Source organism: Salmonella sp. 32082101201600294FB01SM01 (genome assembly GCF_017572865.1).
In the GTDB taxonomy this organism is placed as follows: Bacteria; Pseudomonadota; Gammaproteobacteria; order Enterobacterales; family Enterobacteriaceae; genus Salmonella; species Salmonella enterica.
The window spans coordinates 269,802-289,216 of record NZ_JAGESB010000004.1; the positions used below are offsets into that span (position 1 = coordinate 269,802).

Below are 19,415 nucleotides of genomic sequence, written 5' to 3' on the forward strand. Positions count from 1 at the left end.
TCTGCGTGAGCGGAGGTTTCTGTCTGGTCGCACAGTATTTTCGCTGTTCAGGACGGGTCACCCTACATAAAAAAGCCCGCGCAAGAAAAAGAAGCTTTAGCGTTAACGCAAAAAGACAATCCCACTCAATGGGTTCAGGCCATGATCAGACGCTTAAAGAGCAACCGCGGGATATCCTGCCTGGGTGACAAGATCATATGCGCGGTTACTAAGATTCCCTCGACCGAATACAAAATCCGATAGCCTTCAGCGTGGTTAAACTCCCGGTAGCTGGCACAGCCAATTTTCAGCAGTTCAGGGCAACCAGTTCTACCTACGAGGGGTAAACCTCGTGGAACAACTCCAGGAACATCAATTGCTTCTAAGTACATCAGTAATTGGTTGAACTATAAACTGCCACCTGGGATCAGATTACCAACGTTGACAGGCAAAACCATCAACTCATTACAGCTAAGCTCAACGAATAATTTAGGTCGTTTCGTTGGTCGTAATGTACCCTGGCTCGGTTGGGTTATGACATTCACTACGATTTATGATATCCAGCGTGATATTAAAGATACATTTAATCGTGTGGCGGTTCCTAAAGATCGCATTCAGTGGACGTGCTTCTAATGAGAGATATTGAGAAAGAAATTATCGATTTTATCGATCAGGAATATAACACTAAAAAGTACTTTCTCTGTGGGCCAAAGCGAACCATCACGCTTGATACCAGTATTAGGGATGATCTAAAACTCGTTTTTGAAGATAGTGAAGAACTTCTACAAGAGTACTTCAAGCGTTGGAATATAGATTCAGAAGGATTTGACATACTCAACTATCTGAATCCAGAGTACTTTGGAAGTAAAGAGCCTGATCCGCGTAAGCCACTAACAGTTGGTATGCTCGTTGAAAGTGCTAAAGCTGGACGTTGGTTATATAGTTGAAGAATAAAGTTACTATATTTTAAATACCCCTTATTTGGGCTGAATCGCCACGGATAACCTGGGCACTTCTGAGTCGTTGGTAGATCTTTTTCTTTATCCGTTCACGCTTCAGTAGCTGGAAAAAGCTTTCTGCAACCGCATTGTCATGACAGTTGCCACGATGGCTCATACTGCCCTCCAGTCCGTGCGATTTCAGCCATTCATAGCGGGTGTACTGACTACCCTGATCAGAATGAACCAGCACCTGTTTTTGGGGATGACGTCACCACACGGCCATCAGAAGCGAATTCAGGACAATATCTTTTGTCATTCGTGGTTGCATTGACCAACCGATAACTTTGCGCGAGAACAAATCAACGACCACGGCAAGATACAGCCAACCTTCGTGGGTTCGTAATTATGTCAAATTTGCCGTCAGGAGTTGTGCACTACACAGAAAACTCATCTATGCACATAAATAAAAACCCTCTGCAAAAACAGATGGTTAAATTTCCTTTTACCTGTTCATGAAAACACAGGAAGGGTTATCGGTTTATTCCCACTCAATGGTTTATAATAATTCTATCTAATTGTTATTAATTGGTTTTATGAGATAAGCTTTCTTGTGATACCGTAATTAATACCGTAAGAATGATAAAGCTGAGGCTGTAAACTATTTTTTACACATAAGTTACATCCAGCCTTCTTTGAACTCTCACCATTGCCAGACAGCGGACATTGGTAAACTGATCGGGTTCTCAGGCCATTATCAGACGCTTAAACAGCAGCTGCTGAACATCCTGCCGATGTGCCAGGATCGCATGTGCTGTCACTAACGTTCCGTCTACTGAATACAAAACCCGGTAGCCTTCAGAGTGGTTAAATTCCCGGTATTTGGCGCAGCCAATTTTCAGCAATTCAGGGCAAATCTGGCATCCCAGCGGGAACTGACCCACGGTACTCTCAAACTGTGTGAGAATATCTGCGATAACCGGACGAGGCTCAACATCAACACGCTTCAGAAAACCGGCTATTGTGTCAATGCAGTGTCTTACCGTAAGCGTGTACTCAAAGGTCACCTGCTGTTCCATGGAAATCCCTTAACGTTTAGCGCGCTGCGTTTAATCCGCAAGGCCATCCAGCAACTGGTCTTTCGAGAACACGCGCCCTTCAGCTTTATCTTTCTCTGACAGGGTAAGCAGCTTCAGCAAAGCAATGGCGTTCTCCCGTTCCTGTTGCTGGTCATAGGACTCTATAACATAAGCAGGCACACCATTTTGTGTGACCAGGATGGGTTCTGACAGATCAAGCGTTGCTGCGTTCTTTTTAACGTAGCTGATTGTCTCTACTTTCATGATTGGTCCGCCTAATAGTCATCCTTTGGTTTTAATATAGACTATATTTAGACCATCAGCAAGATTCATGAGTGCTGATAACTGCCTTGCGAACACCTTAGCCTATTGAGGGCTTACCTCAGCACCGTCCTGTTCGGTCAAAAGTAGCTCTACTTGATCAAGAACAGCCATTAATGCACCTTCTTTACCTGTATTTTTCGATCGCCATTCATCTTCTGGTCTAAATACAACCAACCTATACGCCTCTTGTGATAAATGCTCCAACTCAGCATTAACCATGGAACGCTGACGCAAGTAATATTTCCCCCATCTTGCAAAGATCAGTATCCACATAGAAATCAAAAGCGCACCATCCCATCGAGTCCAGTTAGAAGTACTCGCAAGTGGTTGTTGTACTATCCGTTGCTGACGTTTCAATATATTGTGTATCAATTTAACGCTAGTCGATTGTGCCTCAGGATTACTATTAGCAAGAAGGAAAGCGGCGATGTTAGTTGTTTGCCCCTCTCTAGATTCCTCAAACAACTTCGGTGAATGGGCCTCAAGCATATAAACAAGCTCCTCTGTCCAAATTTTACAAGCGTCGTCATTAGACACTCTTCCCGCTTGCAACAAAGGAGCAACTACATCCGTAAATAACCATGGTTCTGCCCAAGCCAATCGCTGCATATGGCCTCGTAAAGAGTCAACCAAATGCTGCAACTCATCTGATGATATAATTTCTGGCAGTACTGTATGTAATGCTTTGATTAAATCCTTATAGGGCTGTGTTTCATGCTTGTTTCTTGCTGCATGATTAACCATCCATCCTAATATCATTACACGCTCAGTATGGGAAAAAATATTTAATAACGGTAAAACAGTGGAAACACATTTAACCTTCTCTAACTTTGATTCAATAGCACTTATCCCCATCCATTGTAGTAAGCCATTGCCACTTCGGAGAAGACATTCTTGTTGAACCTCACTAAGATTAAAATTCATAGATAAGGAAATTTGGCTAACGATCTGACTTAATAAAGATATTCTAACTATTTCTATGCCTTGCGTATCTTTTGGCATTTTAGTAATTTGCTCTTCAGCAAGTAACAGCAATTGTTTAGGAGCATATCGCCACAATAAACAGACTGCGTAATATTCAGCCCAAGTAAGAACCGTATATTTTGTAGAATGAAATAGATGTTCTACACGATAAGAGGTTTGTAAGAGAGATTTAAGTGTTCGTTGAAATAGTTGTGAATCAACAACTGCCAACTCTTTATTAGTATCATCATGTGAGCGATTAAATGATAACCCAAGGTATTGCGTCAACAATTCAATAAAATTATGTTCATTTTGTATATTGATCTCATCATTATGGGAATGAGCCAGCAAATCACCAATGACATCCCAACTAGAAATAAAACCAGATAAATCCACTGCCAAGTTATCTAAATAATACCGAATGCTACCGGCTTCACCCAGAATATGTGAGTCTCCTTTAAGTAAACCGAGTGCTACTAGCTGTTCTTTTAATTTATCACCACTTAAATCTCGTAATATTATTTGATTAAACCATAAACTTAATGCACTTCCAGCATCCTTTTTCTCAAGAAAACGTAATGGTTCATAGCGCTTCGGACTCATAACTAATGACTTTGAGTCAAAAAGAAGTCGTATAGCAGTACTTCCCTCTATATCATCATTCTTATTAGTTCCAATTTCCTGCAATAGGCTAGACATATACTCCTCCACCTGAAGTAATACATCTGATGGGATTGGAGTTATCAACAAAGGATGATTTTCTGCGGCTTTCTGGAAAGAATTTGATAGGTTAAACCCAGTAACTGGTAATCCATTTCTTCCCATAATTAGGATATAGCGATCATGCAGTCGCCCTTCTTTCATTCCATAAATACGTAACTTAAGCTTACTTAACAGGTTGATATTATTTTCACAACAGGCAACAAGATTATTAACTCGTCCTGTGAATAATTTATCTGACTCTACCTCTACAACCGTTTCATCAAACTTCGGTATTTTTGGAAGAGACGTAAAAATAATATAATCAGAGTTTGATGCTGCACAAAGCAAAACTAACCCTAAACCCGCATCTTCAAAATATGGGTCAAAAATAACTATTTGGTGTTCTTGGTATTGAGATAGAACTTTCCTAAACCATTCTACAAATTGCAACCGTCCTTCACCATCACTTTGTCCCCATCGCAAGAAAAACATACCCTCAGATTTTTTCGGGTGAAGCTGTTCAAAAATAGATAACAACTCTTTGTTAGCAGGAACCCACACATCAATTTCACGCCCTCCAACATGACTGGTAAAACCCAAATTACCGCGATTAATTGTGAGTGCAGATTTCGCACGATCTGACATTGATGGCTTTATCGTTTTTTCTAACCAATCAAATTTTACTGGATTAGATTTTTGTCCAATCGCATGACCTAGAATATTAATTTCCCGGATATATCCTATACGCCAGCGGCAACACAGCATTCCGAGGCGATAACATTCATCAACGAAACCAAAAATTTCAATTTCTGTACTGTCGGTAATAGTTCGGATTTGGTCACTTAATTCAAACGAACATTCAAATATCCCTTCAGAGTCACGAATACCAACAGCAATACCTGAGAAAATAACCTGTCCATTATTCATTATATTCAGGCGAAACTGAAAAGCCGTAAACTGTGGAACCTGCATAGAATTAAATCTTACAACTAAAGCCCTAGGTCTATTTACCCAACTAACATCAAGTAGTTTACGTTCTTTATCATCCAGAGCAGGAAAAACCAACAACTCGATTTCGCCAAATCGGGCAATATCAGTTCTTCCGAAGTCCAGTCCAGTATCTTCATTAAGATCCTTGACTACCATGTCCATTAACGCAGTGTCATAATCTGGCCCCAAGCGAAACAACGCAGCCTTATCCGTCTGGATTATAGAGGCGCTCAGTGCCCCTGCTCCGCCATGAGGGCTAGAAAGAGTATGAAAGTCATAGGCATCTCGATTAAGTAAATATGAAACAGGACGATAAGCCAAGGCCTCAGTAGAAAGCTTTGTTTCTCCAAATCGTTTATTTAGTTTATCAGGAAATTTAAAACCTAATGCCTCACTTATTACAGATATAGTCAAACCATCATTTATTTTTTTTAACAACTCGGCACAAATATTATTTTTAATATATAAATTTAGCCGAGTGACATTTACTTTGAATTGACCAAGCGATTGAAATTTATTATTATCACTAAAGGACCAGCTATTATTAGAATGGTTATATGGGAGCAAACGCCCATAAAGAATACGATTTTGCGTCATTGAATTGGATGTTATCTGTAAGACCCATAGTTGCAACGCACAATTACGCTCATCCGCAGAAAACAATCGCCCTAATCGATTATCATTTATTAAATCATCAAGTGTAAATGCCATAAAATATCCACCAATCCTTAATAATATTTCAAAATCGAATATATTTTTACATTAAAACATATATTTAGTAAATTTTAATAAATATATCACACTCTTTATCTATAGTATCCAGAGCAAGAACACAAGTTGCAAAAAAGTCGAAAAATCTTGCAAAAAACTCCCACTTTACAAAACCTGCTAAAATAGTTCCACGAAAATTGCTCTGATGGAGATCAGAGAGAGTCTCTCTTAGATCCAAAATCCAAATTCAATATTTTAAAAAACCAGTCTCATCCAAGCCATTATTTTAAGTGTAGACTAACCTACATAATGCTGGATTGTATGCTTGGCACTGACACTTGATGTTACTTGCAACACACTTTTCGTAAGCCACTTAGAAACTTAAGCTTTCCTCATGTTAAGTATTTAATAAATAACTGGAGTATCTCTCTTATGATAAGTCCTATTCGCCAGAGCCTATTCGAACGGGCTGCTAACCTACCTGCCGTCAGTGCCCGTGAACTGGCGCTGATGTTGTGTGCTCTGGAACCACACCTCACAACCGCTGCAATTCCTGACGATAAACACGAGTACTACGATATCTTCCTTCACCAAATTATCCGGCAAATCAAATCTGCCGGATGCTTCCCTCCGGGCAGAAACTCGCAGACTCACTCGGCTGATGAAATGTTCGCGCTGGCATACCTGATGATTGATGAAGAGATCACACCAAAACCAGTGCAAGAACGTTGCCTTCGAGCAGTAGCTGCTATTGCCAAACGCAACAAAGCCAGAGATCTACTGATGCAACTTGGAGGCCAGCAATTGCTGGAGTGCGGTCTGGAACTACGCCGCAATCAGCGCGGCCAGTACAGGAAAGCGGCAGAGCAGGAAAACACCTACAGGTTGCTTTTTTTATTACTCTCACTGTTAGTCAAAAATGCCAATGGTACATATGGAACACTCGACTCACCTCGTCTGTCTAACCTCTATCGGGATTTACAAACCCTTGCGGAAGACGAAGGATTTTCGTCTGAAGGTCTCTCACGCGCTACCATTTACAACAAGTTAAAATCGGCTCTGTCTGTCCAACATCGCCACGCAGATTAACTTTTTGTGTTCCACAGTCATCCCTGGACGTCTCAGGACGTATTCGTACGGGTTCGTAGTCGTTCACTGTTCTGTCATCCCATTAGCTCAATCCATGTTTTTTTATTTATAATACATAAAGATAGAACATATTTTGGAACTATACTTCCCTTTTTATCCTATCCATCGTTATTCATCAGATAGCACTTTCTTTCACTGGACGACTGCATCTTTCACTGTATTTTTTCAACCCTATAGACGTGTTCTAACCAGCTGAATACTATCGGCCTTGCCACCTCAACTCCAAGCAGGAGCGATTATGAATATATTACCAACCTCAGCCTCGGAATTTCCTCTTTCAGGAAATGTGCGCATCCGTCAGGTCGCACAGTTCCTAGCAATGACTGAATCCACTGTCCATCGCAGAGTGAAAGAGACCGGGTTCCCCCGCCCCGTCCACCTCTCTTCCCGACTGGTGGTCTTCGATGCCGCTGAAATCCGCCAGTGACAACAGCGCCGCACCGCCATCCTTTAATCCATGCTCAGGGATGAGCCGACCGATATCCCATCATGAAACACGCCCCTTTTCTCAATAAGCAGTCTCCCGAGCGCACGCTCAAGGTGGTGATCCTGGCCGGAAGCCTGGCATGGGAGACCTCACGCGCCTGGCGAAAAGATCCCGACCGGGAAGATGATATTCCTCCGGTGGTTCTCGGACCGGATGAACGGGCCGATCTGGATAACCTGACCATAATCAGACCTGACGCGCTCTACGTCCGGGTGCTTCGCACAGGCGATATCCGCGAGGAGGAGTTGCTGGAGAACTGGACCGGGCAGCTTGAACGCCTTCGACAGGAAAGGCCCTCTGACATCCTGCCGGAGCACTTCCGCCTCGATGAAGAGGCGCTGTGGTTTGACAAGCTCATCGAACGCCGTGACGGCGAAAGCGGCGTCCAGCCCCAGCGCATCTGTTCCCCGCTACGCGTCACCGCCATCACCTGCGACAGCCATGACGGCAGCTATGGCCGCCTGCTGGAATGGCACACCACCACCGGGCAGTTGCGGCACTGGGCCATGCCGATGGCGATGCTCAGCGGCAACGGCGAGGAGCTGCGGCGCATCCTGCTGGAGAATGGCCTGACCTATATCTCCACCCGCCCCGCCCTGCGCAGCCTGCTGTGCGAGTACATCTCACGGTCACTCCCCGGACGCCGGGTCACCTGCGTGGAGAAAACCGGCTGGCACTGCGGGGTGTATGTGCTGCCGGATGAGGTTATCGGTCCCGGTGGCAACAATGTCATCCTTCAGGGCAGCCACTATCTGACTGGCGGCTTTGCGCAGGCCATTAATCCGATAATCGTAACGAAATGAGTGAGTTCCGGTGGGCGATACGGCTACATAGAGCCCATCACGATCGGTAACTTTGTAGATTTTTTCCTGCGGTTTAAGTCTTTTAAGCTGGATATCGGTAAGCATACGCCCTCCGGAAATACCGTCAGAATTGACTAATTACTGTATGTATTGACTAATGAGGGCTGTCTACTTTTTCGACGATTACGTCAAATTTACCGTCAGGAGCTGTGCGCTACACAGAAAACTCATCTATGCACATAAATAAAAACCCTCTGCAAAAACAGAGGGTTAAATTTCCTTTTACCTGTTCATGAAAACACAGGAAGGGTTATCGGCTTATTCCCACTCAATGGTAGCCGGTGGTTTACCGCTAATGTCATACACCACACGGGAAATCCCGTTGACTTCATTGATAATGCGGTTGGAAACACGACCCAGGAAGTCATACGGCAGATGTGCCCAGTGCGCGGTCATAAAGTCGATGGTTTCGACGGCACGCAGAGAGACCACCCAATCGTACTTACGACCATCGCCCATGACGCCTACGGAACGGACCGGCAGGAAGACGGTGAACGCCTGACTAACTTTGTCGTACAGATCCGCTTTGCGCAGTTCTTCAATGAAGATAGCGTCCGCACGGCGCAGCAGGTCGCAGTACTCTTTCTTCACTTCACCCAGTACGCGCACGCCGAGGCCCGGCCCCGGGAACGGATGGCGATACAGCATGTCATACGGCAGGCCCAGCTCCAGACCAATCTTACGCACTTCGTCTTTGAACAGCTCTTTCAGCGGTTCAACCAGCCCCATCTTCATCTCTTTCGGCAGGCCGCCGACATTGTGGTGAGATTTGATGACGTGCGCTTTACCGGTTGCAGACGCCGCAGATTCGATAACGTCAGGGTAGATGGTGCCCTGCGCCAGCCATTTCACGTCTTCCAGTTTGAGCGCTTCTTCGTCGAACACTTCTACAAAAACACGACCGATGATCTTACGCTTGGCTTCCGGATCGTTCTCGCCAGCCAGCGCGGACAGGAAGCGCTCTTCTGCCGGTACGTGAACGATATTCAGGCCAAAATGGTCGCCAAACATGTCCATCACCTGCTCGGCTTCGTTGAGGCGCAGCAGGCCGTTATCGACGAAAACACAGGTCAGATTTTTACCGATCGCGCGGTGCAGCAGCATGGCGGTTACGGAGGAATCCACGCCGCCGGAGAGACCGAGGATCACTTTGTCGTCGCCCACCTGCTCGCGAATGCGCGCCACGGCGTCGTCGATAATTTTCGCCGGCGTCCACAGGGCTTCACACTGGCAGATATCGCGTACAAAACGCTCCAGCATACGCATACCCTGGCGGGTGTGAGTCACTTCCGGGTGGAACTGTACGCCGTAGAAGCGTTTTTCTTCGTTGGCCATAATGGCGAACGGGCAGCTTTCGGTGCTGGCGACGGTCACGAAATCGGACGGAATCGCCGTCACTTTATCGCCGTGGCTCATCCACACGTCCAGCAGCGGTTTGCCGTCGGCGGTCAGGGAATCTTCAATACCGCGAACCAGCGCGCTGTCGGTCAACACTTCGACCTGCGCGTAACCAAATTCACGCTCATTAGAACCTTCTACATGACCGCCAAGCTGCATCGCCATGGTCTGCATCCCGTAGCAGACGCCAAATACCGGCACGCCTGCTTCAAAGACATACTGCGGCGCGCGCGGGCTGTTTTCTTCGGTGGTGCTTTCCGGGCCACCGGAAAGAATAATGCCGCTTGGGTTGAAGTCACGAATTTGCGCTTCTGTCACATCCCACGCCCACAGTTCGCAGTAAACGCCCAGCTCACGCACGCGGCGCGCAACCAGTTGAGTGTACTGAGAACCGAAGTCCAGAATGAGGATGCGATGCTTATGAATGTTTTCCGTCATTGACGCTTATTCCGAGGCAAGTGAAACAGATTAAATAAATCGCCCGACATGAAGTCGGGCGAAGAGAATCAGGAGCCCAGACGGTAGTTCGGGGACTCTTTGGTGATGGTCACGTCGTGAACGTGGCTTTCCTGAATGCCCGCACCGCTGATACGCACAAACTCCGCTTTAGTACGCAGTTCGTCGATGGTAGCACAACCGGTCAGCCCCATACAGGAGCGCAGGCCGCCCATCTGCTGGTGAATGATCTCTTTCAGGCGACCTTTATAGGCTACGCGGCCTTCGATACCTTCCGGCACCAGTTTGTCGGCGGCGTTATCGCTCTGGAAGTAACGATCAGAAGAGCCTTTGGACATCGCGCCCAGCGAGCCCATCCCACGGTAAGATTTGTACGAACGGCCCTGGTAGAGTTCGATTTCGCCCGGGGATTCTTCGGTACCCGCCAGCATGGAACCCACCATTACCGCGCTTGCACCTGCGGCGATGGCTTTGGCGATGTCGCCGGAGAAACGGATACCGCCGTCAGCGATAACCGGAATCCCGGTGCCTTCCAGCGCTTCCACCGCGTCGGAAACAGCGGTGATCTGCGGAACGCCCACACCAGTCACGATACGAGTCGTACAGATGGAACCCGGGCCGATGCCCACTTTCACCGCGCTGCAACCGGCTTCCGCCAGTGCGCGAGCGCCTGCGCCCGTCGCAACGTTGCCGCCGATGATTTGCAGGTCAGGATATTTTGCGCGCGTTTCACGGATACGTTGCAACACGCCTTCAGAGTGACCGTGAGAGGAGTCGATCAGCAGAACGTCAACGCCTGCCGCCACCAGCGCGTCAACGCGCTCTTCGTTGCCCGCGCCTGCGCCGACCGCCGCACCGACACGTAAACGGCCCTGCTCATCTTTACAGGAGTTTGGTTTACGTTCCGCTTTCTGGAAATCTTTTACGGTAATCATGCCAAGCAGATGGAAGTTATCATCAACGACCAGCGCTTTTTCTACGCGTTTTTCGTGCATTTTTGCCAGCACGACTTCGCGGGCTTCGCCTTCACGAACAGTCACCAGACGCTCTTTCGGCGTCATGTAGACACTCACCGGCTGGTTCAGGTCAGTCACAAAACGCACGTCACGACCGGTGATGATACCCACCAGCTCGTTATCTTCAGTCACCACCGGATAGCCCGCAAAACCGTTACGCTCGGTCAGGGCTTTCACTTCATACAACGTGGTGGTTGGCAGGACGGTCTGCGGGTCGGTCACTACGCCGGACTCGTGTTTCTTCACGCGGCGAACTTCTTCCGCCTGGCGCTCGATGGACATGTTTTTGTGGATAAAACCAATGCCGCCTTCCTGAGCCAGGGCAATTGCCAGGCGCGCTTCCGTCACGGTGTCCATCGCCGCAGAAAGCATAGGAATATTCAGACGAATAGTTTTCGTCAACTGCGTGCTGAGATCGGCAGTATTCGGCAAAACGGTGGAGTGAGCGGGAACAAGGAGGACGTCGTCAAACGTCAGGGCTTCTTTAGCGATACGTAGCATGGGCAATATCTCACCTGGGAGGTTAATAAATATTGCCGCGGCATTATACAGAACGTAATCGGTTGCATCTACATTTTTTTGCAAATAGTGCTTGCGATCCCCCGTGAGCAGGTTACTATCGATTGAATAACCTGCTGATTTAGAATTTGATCCCGCTCACATGTTATCCTCTCAAACTTCCTCAATTTTTACCGTAAGCCGCCTTAACCAGACGGTTCGTCTGCTGTTAGAACAGGAGATGGGACAGGTATGGATCAGCGGCGAGATTTCTAATTTCACGCAGCCTGCGTCGGGCCACTGGTACTTTACGCTCAAAGACGATACCGCTCAGGTGCGCTGTGCGATGTTCCGTAACAGCAACCGCCGGGTGACGTTCCGCCCGCAGCACGGGCAGCAGGTGCTGGTACGCGCCAATATTACGCTGTACGAGCCGCGCGGCGATTATCAAATCATCGCCGAAAGTATGCAGCCCGCGGGCGAAGGCTTGTTGCAGCAGAAATATGAGCAGCTAAAAGCCAAACTGCAGGCCGAAGGGTTGTTCGATCAGCAGCATAAACAACCGTTACCCTCCCCGGCCCACTGCGTGGGGGTGATCACCTCGAAAACCGGCGCAGCGTTGCACGATATTCTCCACGTGCTAAAGCGTCGTGACCCATCCCTGCCCGTAATTATCTACCCGACGGCGGTCCAGGGCGACGACGCGCCGGGGCAGATTGTTCGTGCTATCGAACTGGCGAACGCGCGGGGCGAGTGTGATGTACTGATCGTCGGACGCGGCGGCGGTTCGCTGGAAGATTTGTGGAGTTTTAACGACGAACGCGTGGCGCGGGCTATTTTTGCCAGCCGCATTCCGATGGTCAGCGCCGTCGGTCACGAAACGGACGTCACGATAGCTGATTTTGTCGCCGACCTGCGCGCGCCGACGCCATCAGCAGCGGCAGAAATTGTCAGCCGTAACCAGCAGGAGTTGTTGCGCCAGATTCAATCCGCCCAGCAGCGTCTGGGCATGGCGATGGACTACTACCTCGCTAACCGTAGCTGCCGTTTCACGCAGATTTTTCACCGTCTGCAACAGCAACATCCGCAACTGCGTCTGGCCCGCCAGCAAACCGCGCTGGAACGTCTACGCCAACGGATGGGATTTGCGCTTGAGGCCAGGATTAAGCAGGCCACTCAGCGCCAACAGCGCGTAAGTCAACGCCTGAGCCAGCAAAATCCGCAGCCGCGCATTCACCGTGCGCAGTCGCGCATCCAACAGCTGGAATATCGTCTGACGGAGAATATCCGCTCACGGTTAAGCGAACAGCGCGAACGCTTTGGCAACGCGGTCACGCATCTGGAGGCGGTCAGCCCGTTAGCCACGCTGGCGCGCGGCTATACGGTTTCGACGACAACGGACGGCAAAGTGCTGAAAAAGATCAAACAGGTTAAAGCAGGCGATATTATGACCACGAGACTGGAGGACGGCTGGCTTGAAAGTGAAGTCAAATCCGTCACGCCGGGCACGTAATCCAACATTCCCCCCCCCCTTTGCAGCGCGATGTTGGGGTTCGACTTCGCCTCAGCCAACCTACGCGCCACATCGGATAAGGTGTAGCCATAATCTGACGATCAACCGGTTTGTCATTCGCCTCAAAACCGGGCAGAGAATACCTGCCCGGTTTTGTCACTAACTTACCAGTTATAGCGCAGATTGAGGCTACCGTTCAGATCGCCAAAATCATTGCTGCCAGTCTGCCCGGCAACCTGAGCGCGAACGCTCCACTGCTTATCGATATCTGCCTGCAGACCCACTTTCAGCTCCGCACGGTTAGCCGGAAGATCCTGTTTCACCGTAGCATCATCAAACGATACCGACACATCATCGCTGGTGTGCAGCCAGTTAGCTTCAGCAAACGGCTGGATAACCGTACGGCTGCCTTTGTATAGCTTGCCGTCAACACGCAGACCCAGGCGCGTTGTCCAACTGTCGCCATCCTGACCGTCGATCCGGGTGCCGTAGTTATCCTTCACGCTATCCGCTGAGTAATTCTGCCAGACAACCTGCGCCTGCGGCGTCAGACTGACGGTATTGCCGTTACTCAGCGCAATATCGTAGCGATAACCGGTTTCCAGCGAGACAGCGTTAGCGGTTGAATCGTAAGATTCAGAACCCGCATCACCGCTCTCTACGCTGTTGTTGTAGAAACCATATTGGTACCAGCTGTCGACATACGCGCCGCTATGCGTTTGAGCATCGGCAAACCAGGTGGCATAGACGCCAAGGTTGTAGCCGTCTACGTTGCCGCTACTGGTGAACTGGCTACCGTCTGCGCCACGGTTACCGGTACTGTCGGTATCGGCGTTGATGTAGCTCGCCATGACGCCAACGGTAACGCTCTGCTGGCCGTTGCCCCAGGCCAGAATGTCGCCGCCTAACTGGAACTGGGAGTAGTTGCTGTCCATATCGATATTGCCGCTGACAGCCTCGGATTCCGCTTTACCCGCTTTGAAGCGCGCCCATACGCTGCCATCGGCGTTACGATACTGGCTACCCTCGCGGTCATAGAGGGTCTGCATTTGCAGGTTGCGCGCCATCCACTGGTTGCCCATGTACGCGCCGATATCCGCACGGTACTGCGGTGCGACATCGCCGCCATCGTCGCCGTCGTCCGAAGGCGTGACATCACTGTCATCATCTGGAGGCGTGACATCACTGCCGCTGTCGTCATCATCAGACTGTGCTTTTGACGCCAGATACCAGTCGTTGTCACTTTCATTCCAGTACAGACGGTAGGTATACAGACTGGCGTTAACTTCATTTTTTAACACAAACGCATCGCTTGTCGATGTGCCGCCAACATCCACCACTTCGATACCGTTAGTGGTCTGCGCCCCATTGCCGATGCCGTTGATGTACAGATCGGTGGTGCCGGAGGCATCGCCGGTAATGACCAACTTATCGGTCGCCGAATCATCATCGCCCAGGACGGTATTCAGGTAAAGCGAGCCGCCGTTGCCAGTGTAATTACCATCGACATAAAGCGTATTGCCAGGCGTGCTGGAGGAGCTGCCGCTGGTCATTGTCCCCATGTTGATCAGATCGCCATTGAGGGTGAAGATAGCGCCAGTTTCCTCGCTGTCGCCAAAGACCAGAGTCCCTTCGTTGGTCACCTTACCGTTAACGGTAGTACCGTTGCTGCCGCCGAAGGTCGCGTCAGAGGCGACGTTCACCGCTTGCTGGCTGCCCATTTCACCGATCGTACCGTCCCCGGACAGCCACAGTGTGCCTTCCTGTACGTTGGTATCGCCGCTATAGGTATTCGCGCCGCTCAGCGTCAGTTTACCCGCGCCCAGTTTGGTCAGCGATTTACCGTCCCAGTCGCCGTTGCCGGTTTTATCGCCCAGTACGCTGGTGACTTCAAAACTGTCGCCTGCGCCCAGGGTAAACGTGCCATGTGCTGGCGTCGCTGACGTGGCGGTCGCATTCCAGCTCAGCCCTTCGGTAAGCAGATATTCTGACGCATCTTCAGGATTGATTGTCCCGGTTACGGTCAGATAGTCCGGCTTGTCAGTAAGGTTCATCGTCAGGCTGGTAAAGTCGCCGCTGATATCGCTGTCCATATCCATCAGTTTAAAGGACTGGAACTCCGCGTCGGAGGCGCGCGCTTCCAGGCTGGCGTCGCTGACGACCAGATCGCCGCCAAGCGTGGCGCTGCCGCCGGTAATCAGCGGTTGCACTGAGTCACTATTCAGCTCAACGTTCAGCGTACTGCCATCTTCCTGAATTAACGCGCTGTCGCCGAGATCCAACGAGGTGCCGAGCGCCAGTTGGGTCGTCGCGCCGCTATGAGTGGTGATGCCGCCCACCGCGCTGACTTCACCATCTGCGTCCAGCACCAGCGTGGCGTTATTGTCGACCAGGCCGGTGCCCAGCGCCGTCGTACTGGCGGCGACCAGCGTACCTTCATTGATGGTGGTGCCGCCGCTGTAGTCGTTGTCGCCGGAGAGGATCAGCGTGCCTGCGCCTTCTTTGGTCAGCGATTTACCGTCCCATGTGCTATTCGGATCAAGCGTGTCGTCAACGTCTGTCAGATTAGCCGCAACGTTAAAGCTGCCGTCAGGGTCGCTAAGGGTAAAGGTACCGTGAGCGTCGGTAGAAGCGTTGTCTCTGTCCGCATACCAGGAGAGGGAGGCCGTCAGATCATAGTGGGTGTTGTCTGCTTCGTCGACTTTTCCGTCGATAGTCAGGAAGTCAACATCTTCTCTGTTCATTCCCGCGACGGTCAGATTGTCGAAATCGCTCGTAATGGCGCTGTCGCTGTCAATCAGCGTGTAGGTGTATACCTCAGGCGTCCAGCTGTCTGTAACGCTGCCGATGCCGGTGACGTTCAGCGTGCCGCCCAGCGTGACGCTGTCGGCGGTAATGGCGCTTTCACCGTTGGCCTTACTGAGGTCAATATTCAGCGTACTATCGGCTTGTTGAGTCAGCGAGTCGACGTTGAGCGTCGTACCTTTGGCCAGCTCAGTCGTTGCTCCAGACTGGGTTGTGACATTCGCAAGGTTGAATTCGCCCTCCGCGTCCAGCTTCAGCGTACCCGTGTTATCGACATCACCGCCGCCCAGCGCGTTAACGTTGGTGGCAATCAGCACACCGTCGTCAATAGTGGTGCCGCCGGAGTAAGTGTTGTCGCCGCTTAACGTCAGCTCGCCCGTACCGGTTTTCACCAGCGAACCGGTGCCGGAAAGCGTATTTTCCAGTTCGCCTTCGCCGACCTGAAGCACGCCGCTGTTGTCGATATCGCCAGTGCCCAGCGAATCCGCATGGTCAGCCGTCAGCGTACCGCCGGTAATAGTGGTGTCGCCGGAGTAAGTGTTATCGCCGCTTAACGTCAGCTCGCCCGTACCGGTTTTCACCAGCGAACCGCTGCCGGAAAGGGTGTTTTCCAGCTCGCCTTCGCCCACCTGAAGTACGCCGCTGTTGGCAATAACGCCAGTGCCCAGCGAATCCGCATGGTCAGCCGTCAGCGTACCGCCGGTAATGGTGGTGCCGCCGGAGTAAGTGTTGTCGCCGCTTAACGTCAGCTCGCCCGTACCGGTTTTCACCAGCGCGCCGCTGCCGGAAAGCGTATTTTCCAGCTCGCCTTCGCCCACCTGAAGCACGCCGCTGTTGGCAATAACGCCAGTGCCCAGCGAATCCGCATGGTCAGCCGTCAGCGTGCCGCCGGTTATGGTGGTGCCGCCGGAGTAAGTGTTGTCGCCGCTTAACGTCAGCTCGCCCGTACCGGTTTTCACCAGCGCGCCGCTGCCGGAAAGCGTATTTTCCAGCTCGCCTTCGCCGACCTGAAGCACGCCGCTGTTGGCAATAACGCCAGTGCCCAGCGAATCCGCATGGTCAGCCGTCAGCGTGCCGCCAGTAATGGTGGTGTCGCCGGAGTAACTGTTATCGCCGCTTAACGTCAGCTCGCCCGTACCGGTTTTCACCAACGCGCCGCTGCCGGAAAGCGTATTTTCCAGCTCGCCTTCGCCCACCTGAAGCACGCCGCTGTTAACGATAGCGCCAGTGCCCAGCGAATCCGCATGGTCAGCCGTCAGCGTACCGCCGGTTATGGTGGTGCCGCCGGAGTAAGTGTTATCGCCGGTCACGATCAGCTCATCGTTACCGGTTTTGACAATTTTGCCCCCGCCGGTCACGTTGTTATCCAGCGTGCCCTGGCTCAGCGCAAGCGTTGCGCTTTCTGCAATCGTCACATTGCCAGTACCGAGCGAGGCGGCGTCTTTGGCGGCCAGAATGCCGCCGTCAATTTCAGTGTCGCCGTAGTCGTTGCCAGTGTTGCTGAGGATCAGCGTGCCGTCGCCCTGTTTGGTTAGCTTGCTGCCATCCCAGTTGGAGGTCGCCGTGGTTTCATCCAGTTCGCTGGTGACGGTAAAGGTACTGCCTGCATCAACGGTAAAAGTGCCATGCGCAGCGCGCGCAGAATTTGCGCCCGCGTACCAACTCAAGCCCGTAGACAACTCGTAGTTGGTATTATCATTCGCATCAACGCCCGCGTTGATCGTAAGGTAATCCGGCATAGCAGAGATGTCGGCATCCAGCGTTACGCTGTCAAAATCGGTAGTGATCGCAGTTTGCGAATCAATCAGCGTGAACGATCCTAAGTGCTCGTCGGTTTCGGGCGCGACAAAGGTGGCCGTTGAGCTAAGGTTCAGCGTCCCGTCCAACGTGACGTTGGTGGCTTTGATAATTGGCGAGCTGTTGGCGGTATCCAGCGTCGCGTTTATCTGGCTGCCGTCCTGCAAGGTCAGGGTATTGTCCACCGTCAGCAGCGTACCTGTCGAACCGCTCGCGTTGCCCAGCGTAATGCCGCCATCGTTGGTCAGGTTGCCGACGGTTGACGGGTTGGTCATGTTCCACTGGCTGGTTTCGTCAAGCGTCAATGAACTGTTCAGGCCGTTGACGCTCCCTTGCAGTGAGGATTTTTCGGCCAGCGACAAGGACGATACTGTGCTCCCCGCGTCAATGTTGCCATTCAGCGTTGTGTTGTTGGCCTCTACGGTTGCCGCATTATCCAGTTTAATAGCCGTTGGGCCAGTCAATGTGCTGTCGGTTAATGTAATGGGCTTTTCCATCACCGTGTTTTTATCAACGTGCAGCGCGGCGGCGTCGTCTGAGGTCACGTCCGCATTATTGACCATCAGCCCGGAGTTATTGCTGTAAAAACTGCTGCCCCCCGTGGTCATCAAAATACCATCGCCTTTGGCGATGATGGTGGCGCCGTCAATGTTGACGGAAGATTTGGCGCTCTTAATGCCTATATCTTTGGAGTTGATGACCATCGAACTTTTATTATCGCCGGAAATAGTCACCGTTGAGGCATTACCAGCCTCAATGGCTGCGCCTTTGGCATTATCGTGCGTGACGGTAGAGTTCGTAATATCAAGAACGCCCTTGTTGGACGCGATAACAGTACTGTCTGTACCCGTGGAACTCACTGTACTATCGCTCACATTCAGGAAAGCGTTGCCTGTTGTGCTGCCAACCACGCGCAGTTGTCCCCTCGTGAGCGTGATTTCACTCCCGTCCGTGATGTTCAGCGTGCTGCCTTCTTGCGAAACTACATCGCTGCCGGTTTCCGCTGTTGCTGTTACCTTGATGTCGCTCAATGTCGCTTGCGACTCGCCGCTGAGCGTCATGATGCCATAATTGCCTCCGGCCAGGAGAGTCCCTCCCGTTAGCATTATGCTGCTCTGTCCTGATAGCTCGATACCCATAGCATATTCTCCCGACGTCGTGATTACCGCGTCGGTAAGATTAAGCATCGCGCCGTTAGTAAGCTTAACCGCCGTGGCGGCTGCATGGCTGCTACCGTCCGAAAGGGGAGCCCCGCCGCCGTCCGTTTCAATCACAACACCCGTGCCTGTGGCTGAGGTTGGCTGCCAGCCCTGGTTCTGTGTGGGCAAACCTTCGAGGTACAGTGCGGTGCCTTCACCAGTACCTGAATAAGAAATTGGCGACGTTTCTGCGTTCAGGTCGTGGTCGGTTCCGTCAATGTAGGACACCGGATTATCGGCCATAGCCAGCGGACTGGCGAACCCAAGCGCGGCAACAATTGCGAAGGCCAGCGCATTGTGTTTTGCACTAATTGTCCATCCTGACTCAGGCTTTTCAATAGAAGGGGCGACTTCATTAGCGTGCGCCTGTATTTTAACTTTGCTGTGGCCTCGCGCCAGTTCTGAAGCCACGACATACATATTTCGCACGGCGCTCCAGACGATACTGTAGGTCCTGTTCAATTTTTAAATTTCCTTTTAATAACGTTCACGAAGCAAACTTGATTTTGATTGGCTGTAAATAGCTTTTAAATGGTGTATATAAATGA

Annotated in this window: 10 protein-coding genes and 5 pseudogenes; 6 read left to right on the plus strand and 9 right to left on the minus strand. The window is 50.7% G+C overall.

Going from position 1 to position 19,415, the window contains the following annotated elements; genetic code table 11:
• Nucleotides 1-134: 134 nt before the first annotated feature.
• Nucleotides 135-371, minus strand: a complete 237-nt coding sequence (locus J4645_RS17785) for a hypothetical protein (RefSeq protein WP_024146631.1) — start codon at nucleotides 369-371, stop codon at nucleotides 135-137.
• On the opposite strand from J4645_RS17785, the pseudogene J4645_RS22425 reads away from it, so the two are divergent.
• Together J4645_RS22425 and J4645_RS17790 are read left to right on the plus strand one after the other, a co-directional pair.
• Nucleotides 295-612, plus strand: a pseudogene (locus tag J4645_RS22425) (STM2901 family protein); the annotation flags it as partial. The gene J4645_RS17785 and the pseudogene J4645_RS22425 overlap by 77 nt on opposite strands.
• Nucleotides 597-926 carry a DUF1493 family protein gene (locus J4645_RS17790; RefSeq protein WP_023215027.1) on the plus strand — a complete coding sequence of 110 codons (330 nt, stop codon included), beginning with the start codon at nucleotides 597-599 and terminating at the stop codon, nucleotides 924-926. The pseudogene J4645_RS22425 and the gene J4645_RS17790, both read left to right, overlap by 16 nt.
• 79 nt (nucleotides 927-1,005) lie before the next feature.
• On the opposite strand, the pseudogene J4645_RS17795 reads toward J4645_RS17790, so the two are convergent.
• From J4645_RS17795 to J4645_RS17810, 4 genes and pseudogenes are all read right to left on the minus strand, one after another.
• Nucleotides 1,006-1,335 (minus strand): annotated as a pseudogene (locus J4645_RS17795) (DDE-type integrase/transposase/recombinase); the annotation flags it as partial.
• A gap of 328 nt (nucleotides 1,336-1,663) precedes the next feature.
• A pseudogene (locus J4645_RS22305) lies at nucleotides 1,664-1,831 on the minus strand (type II toxin-antitoxin system RelE/ParE family toxin); the annotation flags it as partial.
• Nucleotides 1,832-2,026: 195 nt separating this feature from the next.
• Nucleotides 2,027-2,260 carry a type II toxin-antitoxin system Phd/YefM family antitoxin gene (locus J4645_RS17805; RefSeq protein ID WP_004853132.1) on the minus strand — a complete coding sequence of 78 codons (234 nt, stop codon included), beginning with the start codon at nucleotides 2,258-2,260 and terminating at the stop codon, nucleotides 2,027-2,029.
• 102 nt (nucleotides 2,261-2,362) lie between these two features.
• Complete coding sequence (locus J4645_RS17810) at nucleotides 2,363-5,686, minus strand: VPA1262 family protein (RefSeq protein ID WP_023215028.1); 3,324 nt, start codon at nucleotides 5,684-5,686, stop codon at nucleotides 2,363-2,365.
• 432 nt (nucleotides 5,687-6,118) lie between these two features.
• On the opposite strand from J4645_RS17810, the gene J4645_RS17815 reads away from it, so the two are divergent.
• From J4645_RS17815 to J4645_RS17825, 3 genes and pseudogenes are all read left to right on the plus strand, one after another.
• A complete protein-coding gene (locus J4645_RS17815) occupies nucleotides 6,119-6,775 on the plus strand; it encodes a hypothetical protein (protein ID WP_023207710.1) in 657 nt (218 codons plus the stop codon).
• Nucleotides 6,776-7,073: 298 nt separating this feature from the next.
• Nucleotides 7,074-7,262: an AlpA family phage regulatory protein gene (locus J4645_RS17820; RefSeq protein WP_023207709.1), complete on the plus strand. Its 189-nt coding sequence runs from the start codon at nucleotides 7,074-7,076 to the stop codon at nucleotides 7,260-7,262.
• A 62-nt stretch (nucleotides 7,263-7,324) separates the two neighbouring features.
• Nucleotides 7,325-8,098 (plus strand): annotated as a pseudogene (locus J4645_RS17825) (DUF927 domain-containing protein); the annotation flags it as partial.
• Here the strand turns inward: J4645_RS17825 and J4645_RS17830 are convergent.
• The 3 genes and pseudogenes from J4645_RS17830 to guaB form a co-directional block, all read right to left on the minus strand.
• Nucleotides 8,087-8,230 (minus strand): annotated as a pseudogene (locus J4645_RS17830) (Arm DNA-binding domain-containing protein); the annotation flags it as partial. The pseudogenes J4645_RS17825 and J4645_RS17830 sit on opposite strands and share 12 nt — an antisense overlap.
• Nucleotides 8,231-8,443: 213 nt before the next feature.
• The gene (gene guaA, locus J4645_RS17835) at nucleotides 8,444-10,021 is read right to left on the minus strand and encodes a glutamine-hydrolyzing GMP synthase (protein ID WP_000138296.1); all 1,578 of its coding nucleotides are present in this window, start codon (nucleotides 10,019-10,021) and stop codon (nucleotides 8,444-8,446) included.
• 68 nt (nucleotides 10,022-10,089) lie between these two features.
• On the minus strand, nucleotides 10,090-11,556 hold the full coding sequence (gene guaB / locus J4645_RS17840; protein ID WP_023215030.1) for an IMP dehydrogenase: 1,467 nt from the start codon (nucleotides 11,554-11,556) through the stop codon (nucleotides 10,090-10,092).
• A gap of 160 nt (nucleotides 11,557-11,716) precedes the next feature.
• Between guaB and xseA the strand changes: the two genes are divergently transcribed.
• Nucleotides 11,717-13,066: an exodeoxyribonuclease VII large subunit gene (xseA, locus tag J4645_RS17845; RefSeq protein ID WP_208208997.1), complete on the plus strand. Its 1,350-nt coding sequence runs from the start codon at nucleotides 11,717-11,719 to the stop codon at nucleotides 13,064-13,066.
• A gap of 164 nt (nucleotides 13,067-13,230) precedes the next feature.
• Here xseA and shdA read toward each other — a convergent pair whose 3' ends face one another.
• Entirely contained in the window at nucleotides 13,231-19,329 is a 6,099-nt protein-coding gene (shdA, locus tag J4645_RS17850) for a fibronectin-binding autotransporter adhesin ShdA (RefSeq protein WP_024150807.1), read from the minus strand.
• Between the last annotated feature and the right edge of the window lie 86 nt (nucleotides 19,330-19,415).

Excerpts from the sequence above, each read along its gene's own strand:
- J4645_RS17785 (WP_024146631.1), bottom strand. The coding sequence starts at position 371 with ATGTACTTAGAAGCAATTGATGTTCCTGGAGTTGTTCCACGAGGTTTA.
- J4645_RS17805 (WP_004853132.1), bottom strand. The coding sequence starts at position 2,260 with ATGAAAGTAGAGACAATCAGCTACGTTAAAAAGAACGCAGCAACGCTT.
- J4645_RS17810 (WP_023215028.1), bottom strand. The coding sequence starts at position 5,686 with ATGGCATTTACACTTGATGATTTAATAAATGATAATCGATTAGGGCGA.
- J4645_RS17815 (WP_023207710.1), top strand. The coding sequence starts at position 6,119 with ATGATAAGTCCTATTCGCCAGAGCCTATTCGAACGGGCTGCTAACCTA.
- J4645_RS17820 (WP_023207709.1), top strand. The coding sequence starts at position 7,074 with ATGAATATATTACCAACCTCAGCCTCGGAATTTCCTCTTTCAGGAAAT.
- guaA (WP_000138296.1), bottom strand. The coding sequence starts at position 10,021 with ATGACGGAAAACATTCATAAGCATCGCATCCTCATTCTGGACTTCGGT.
- guaB (WP_023215030.1), bottom strand. The coding sequence starts at position 11,556 with ATGCTACGTATCGCTAAAGAAGCCCTGACGTTTGACGACGTCCTCCTT.
- xseA (WP_208208997.1), top strand. The coding sequence starts at position 11,717 with ATGTTATCCTCTCAAACTTCCTCAATTTTTACCGTAAGCCGCCTTAAC.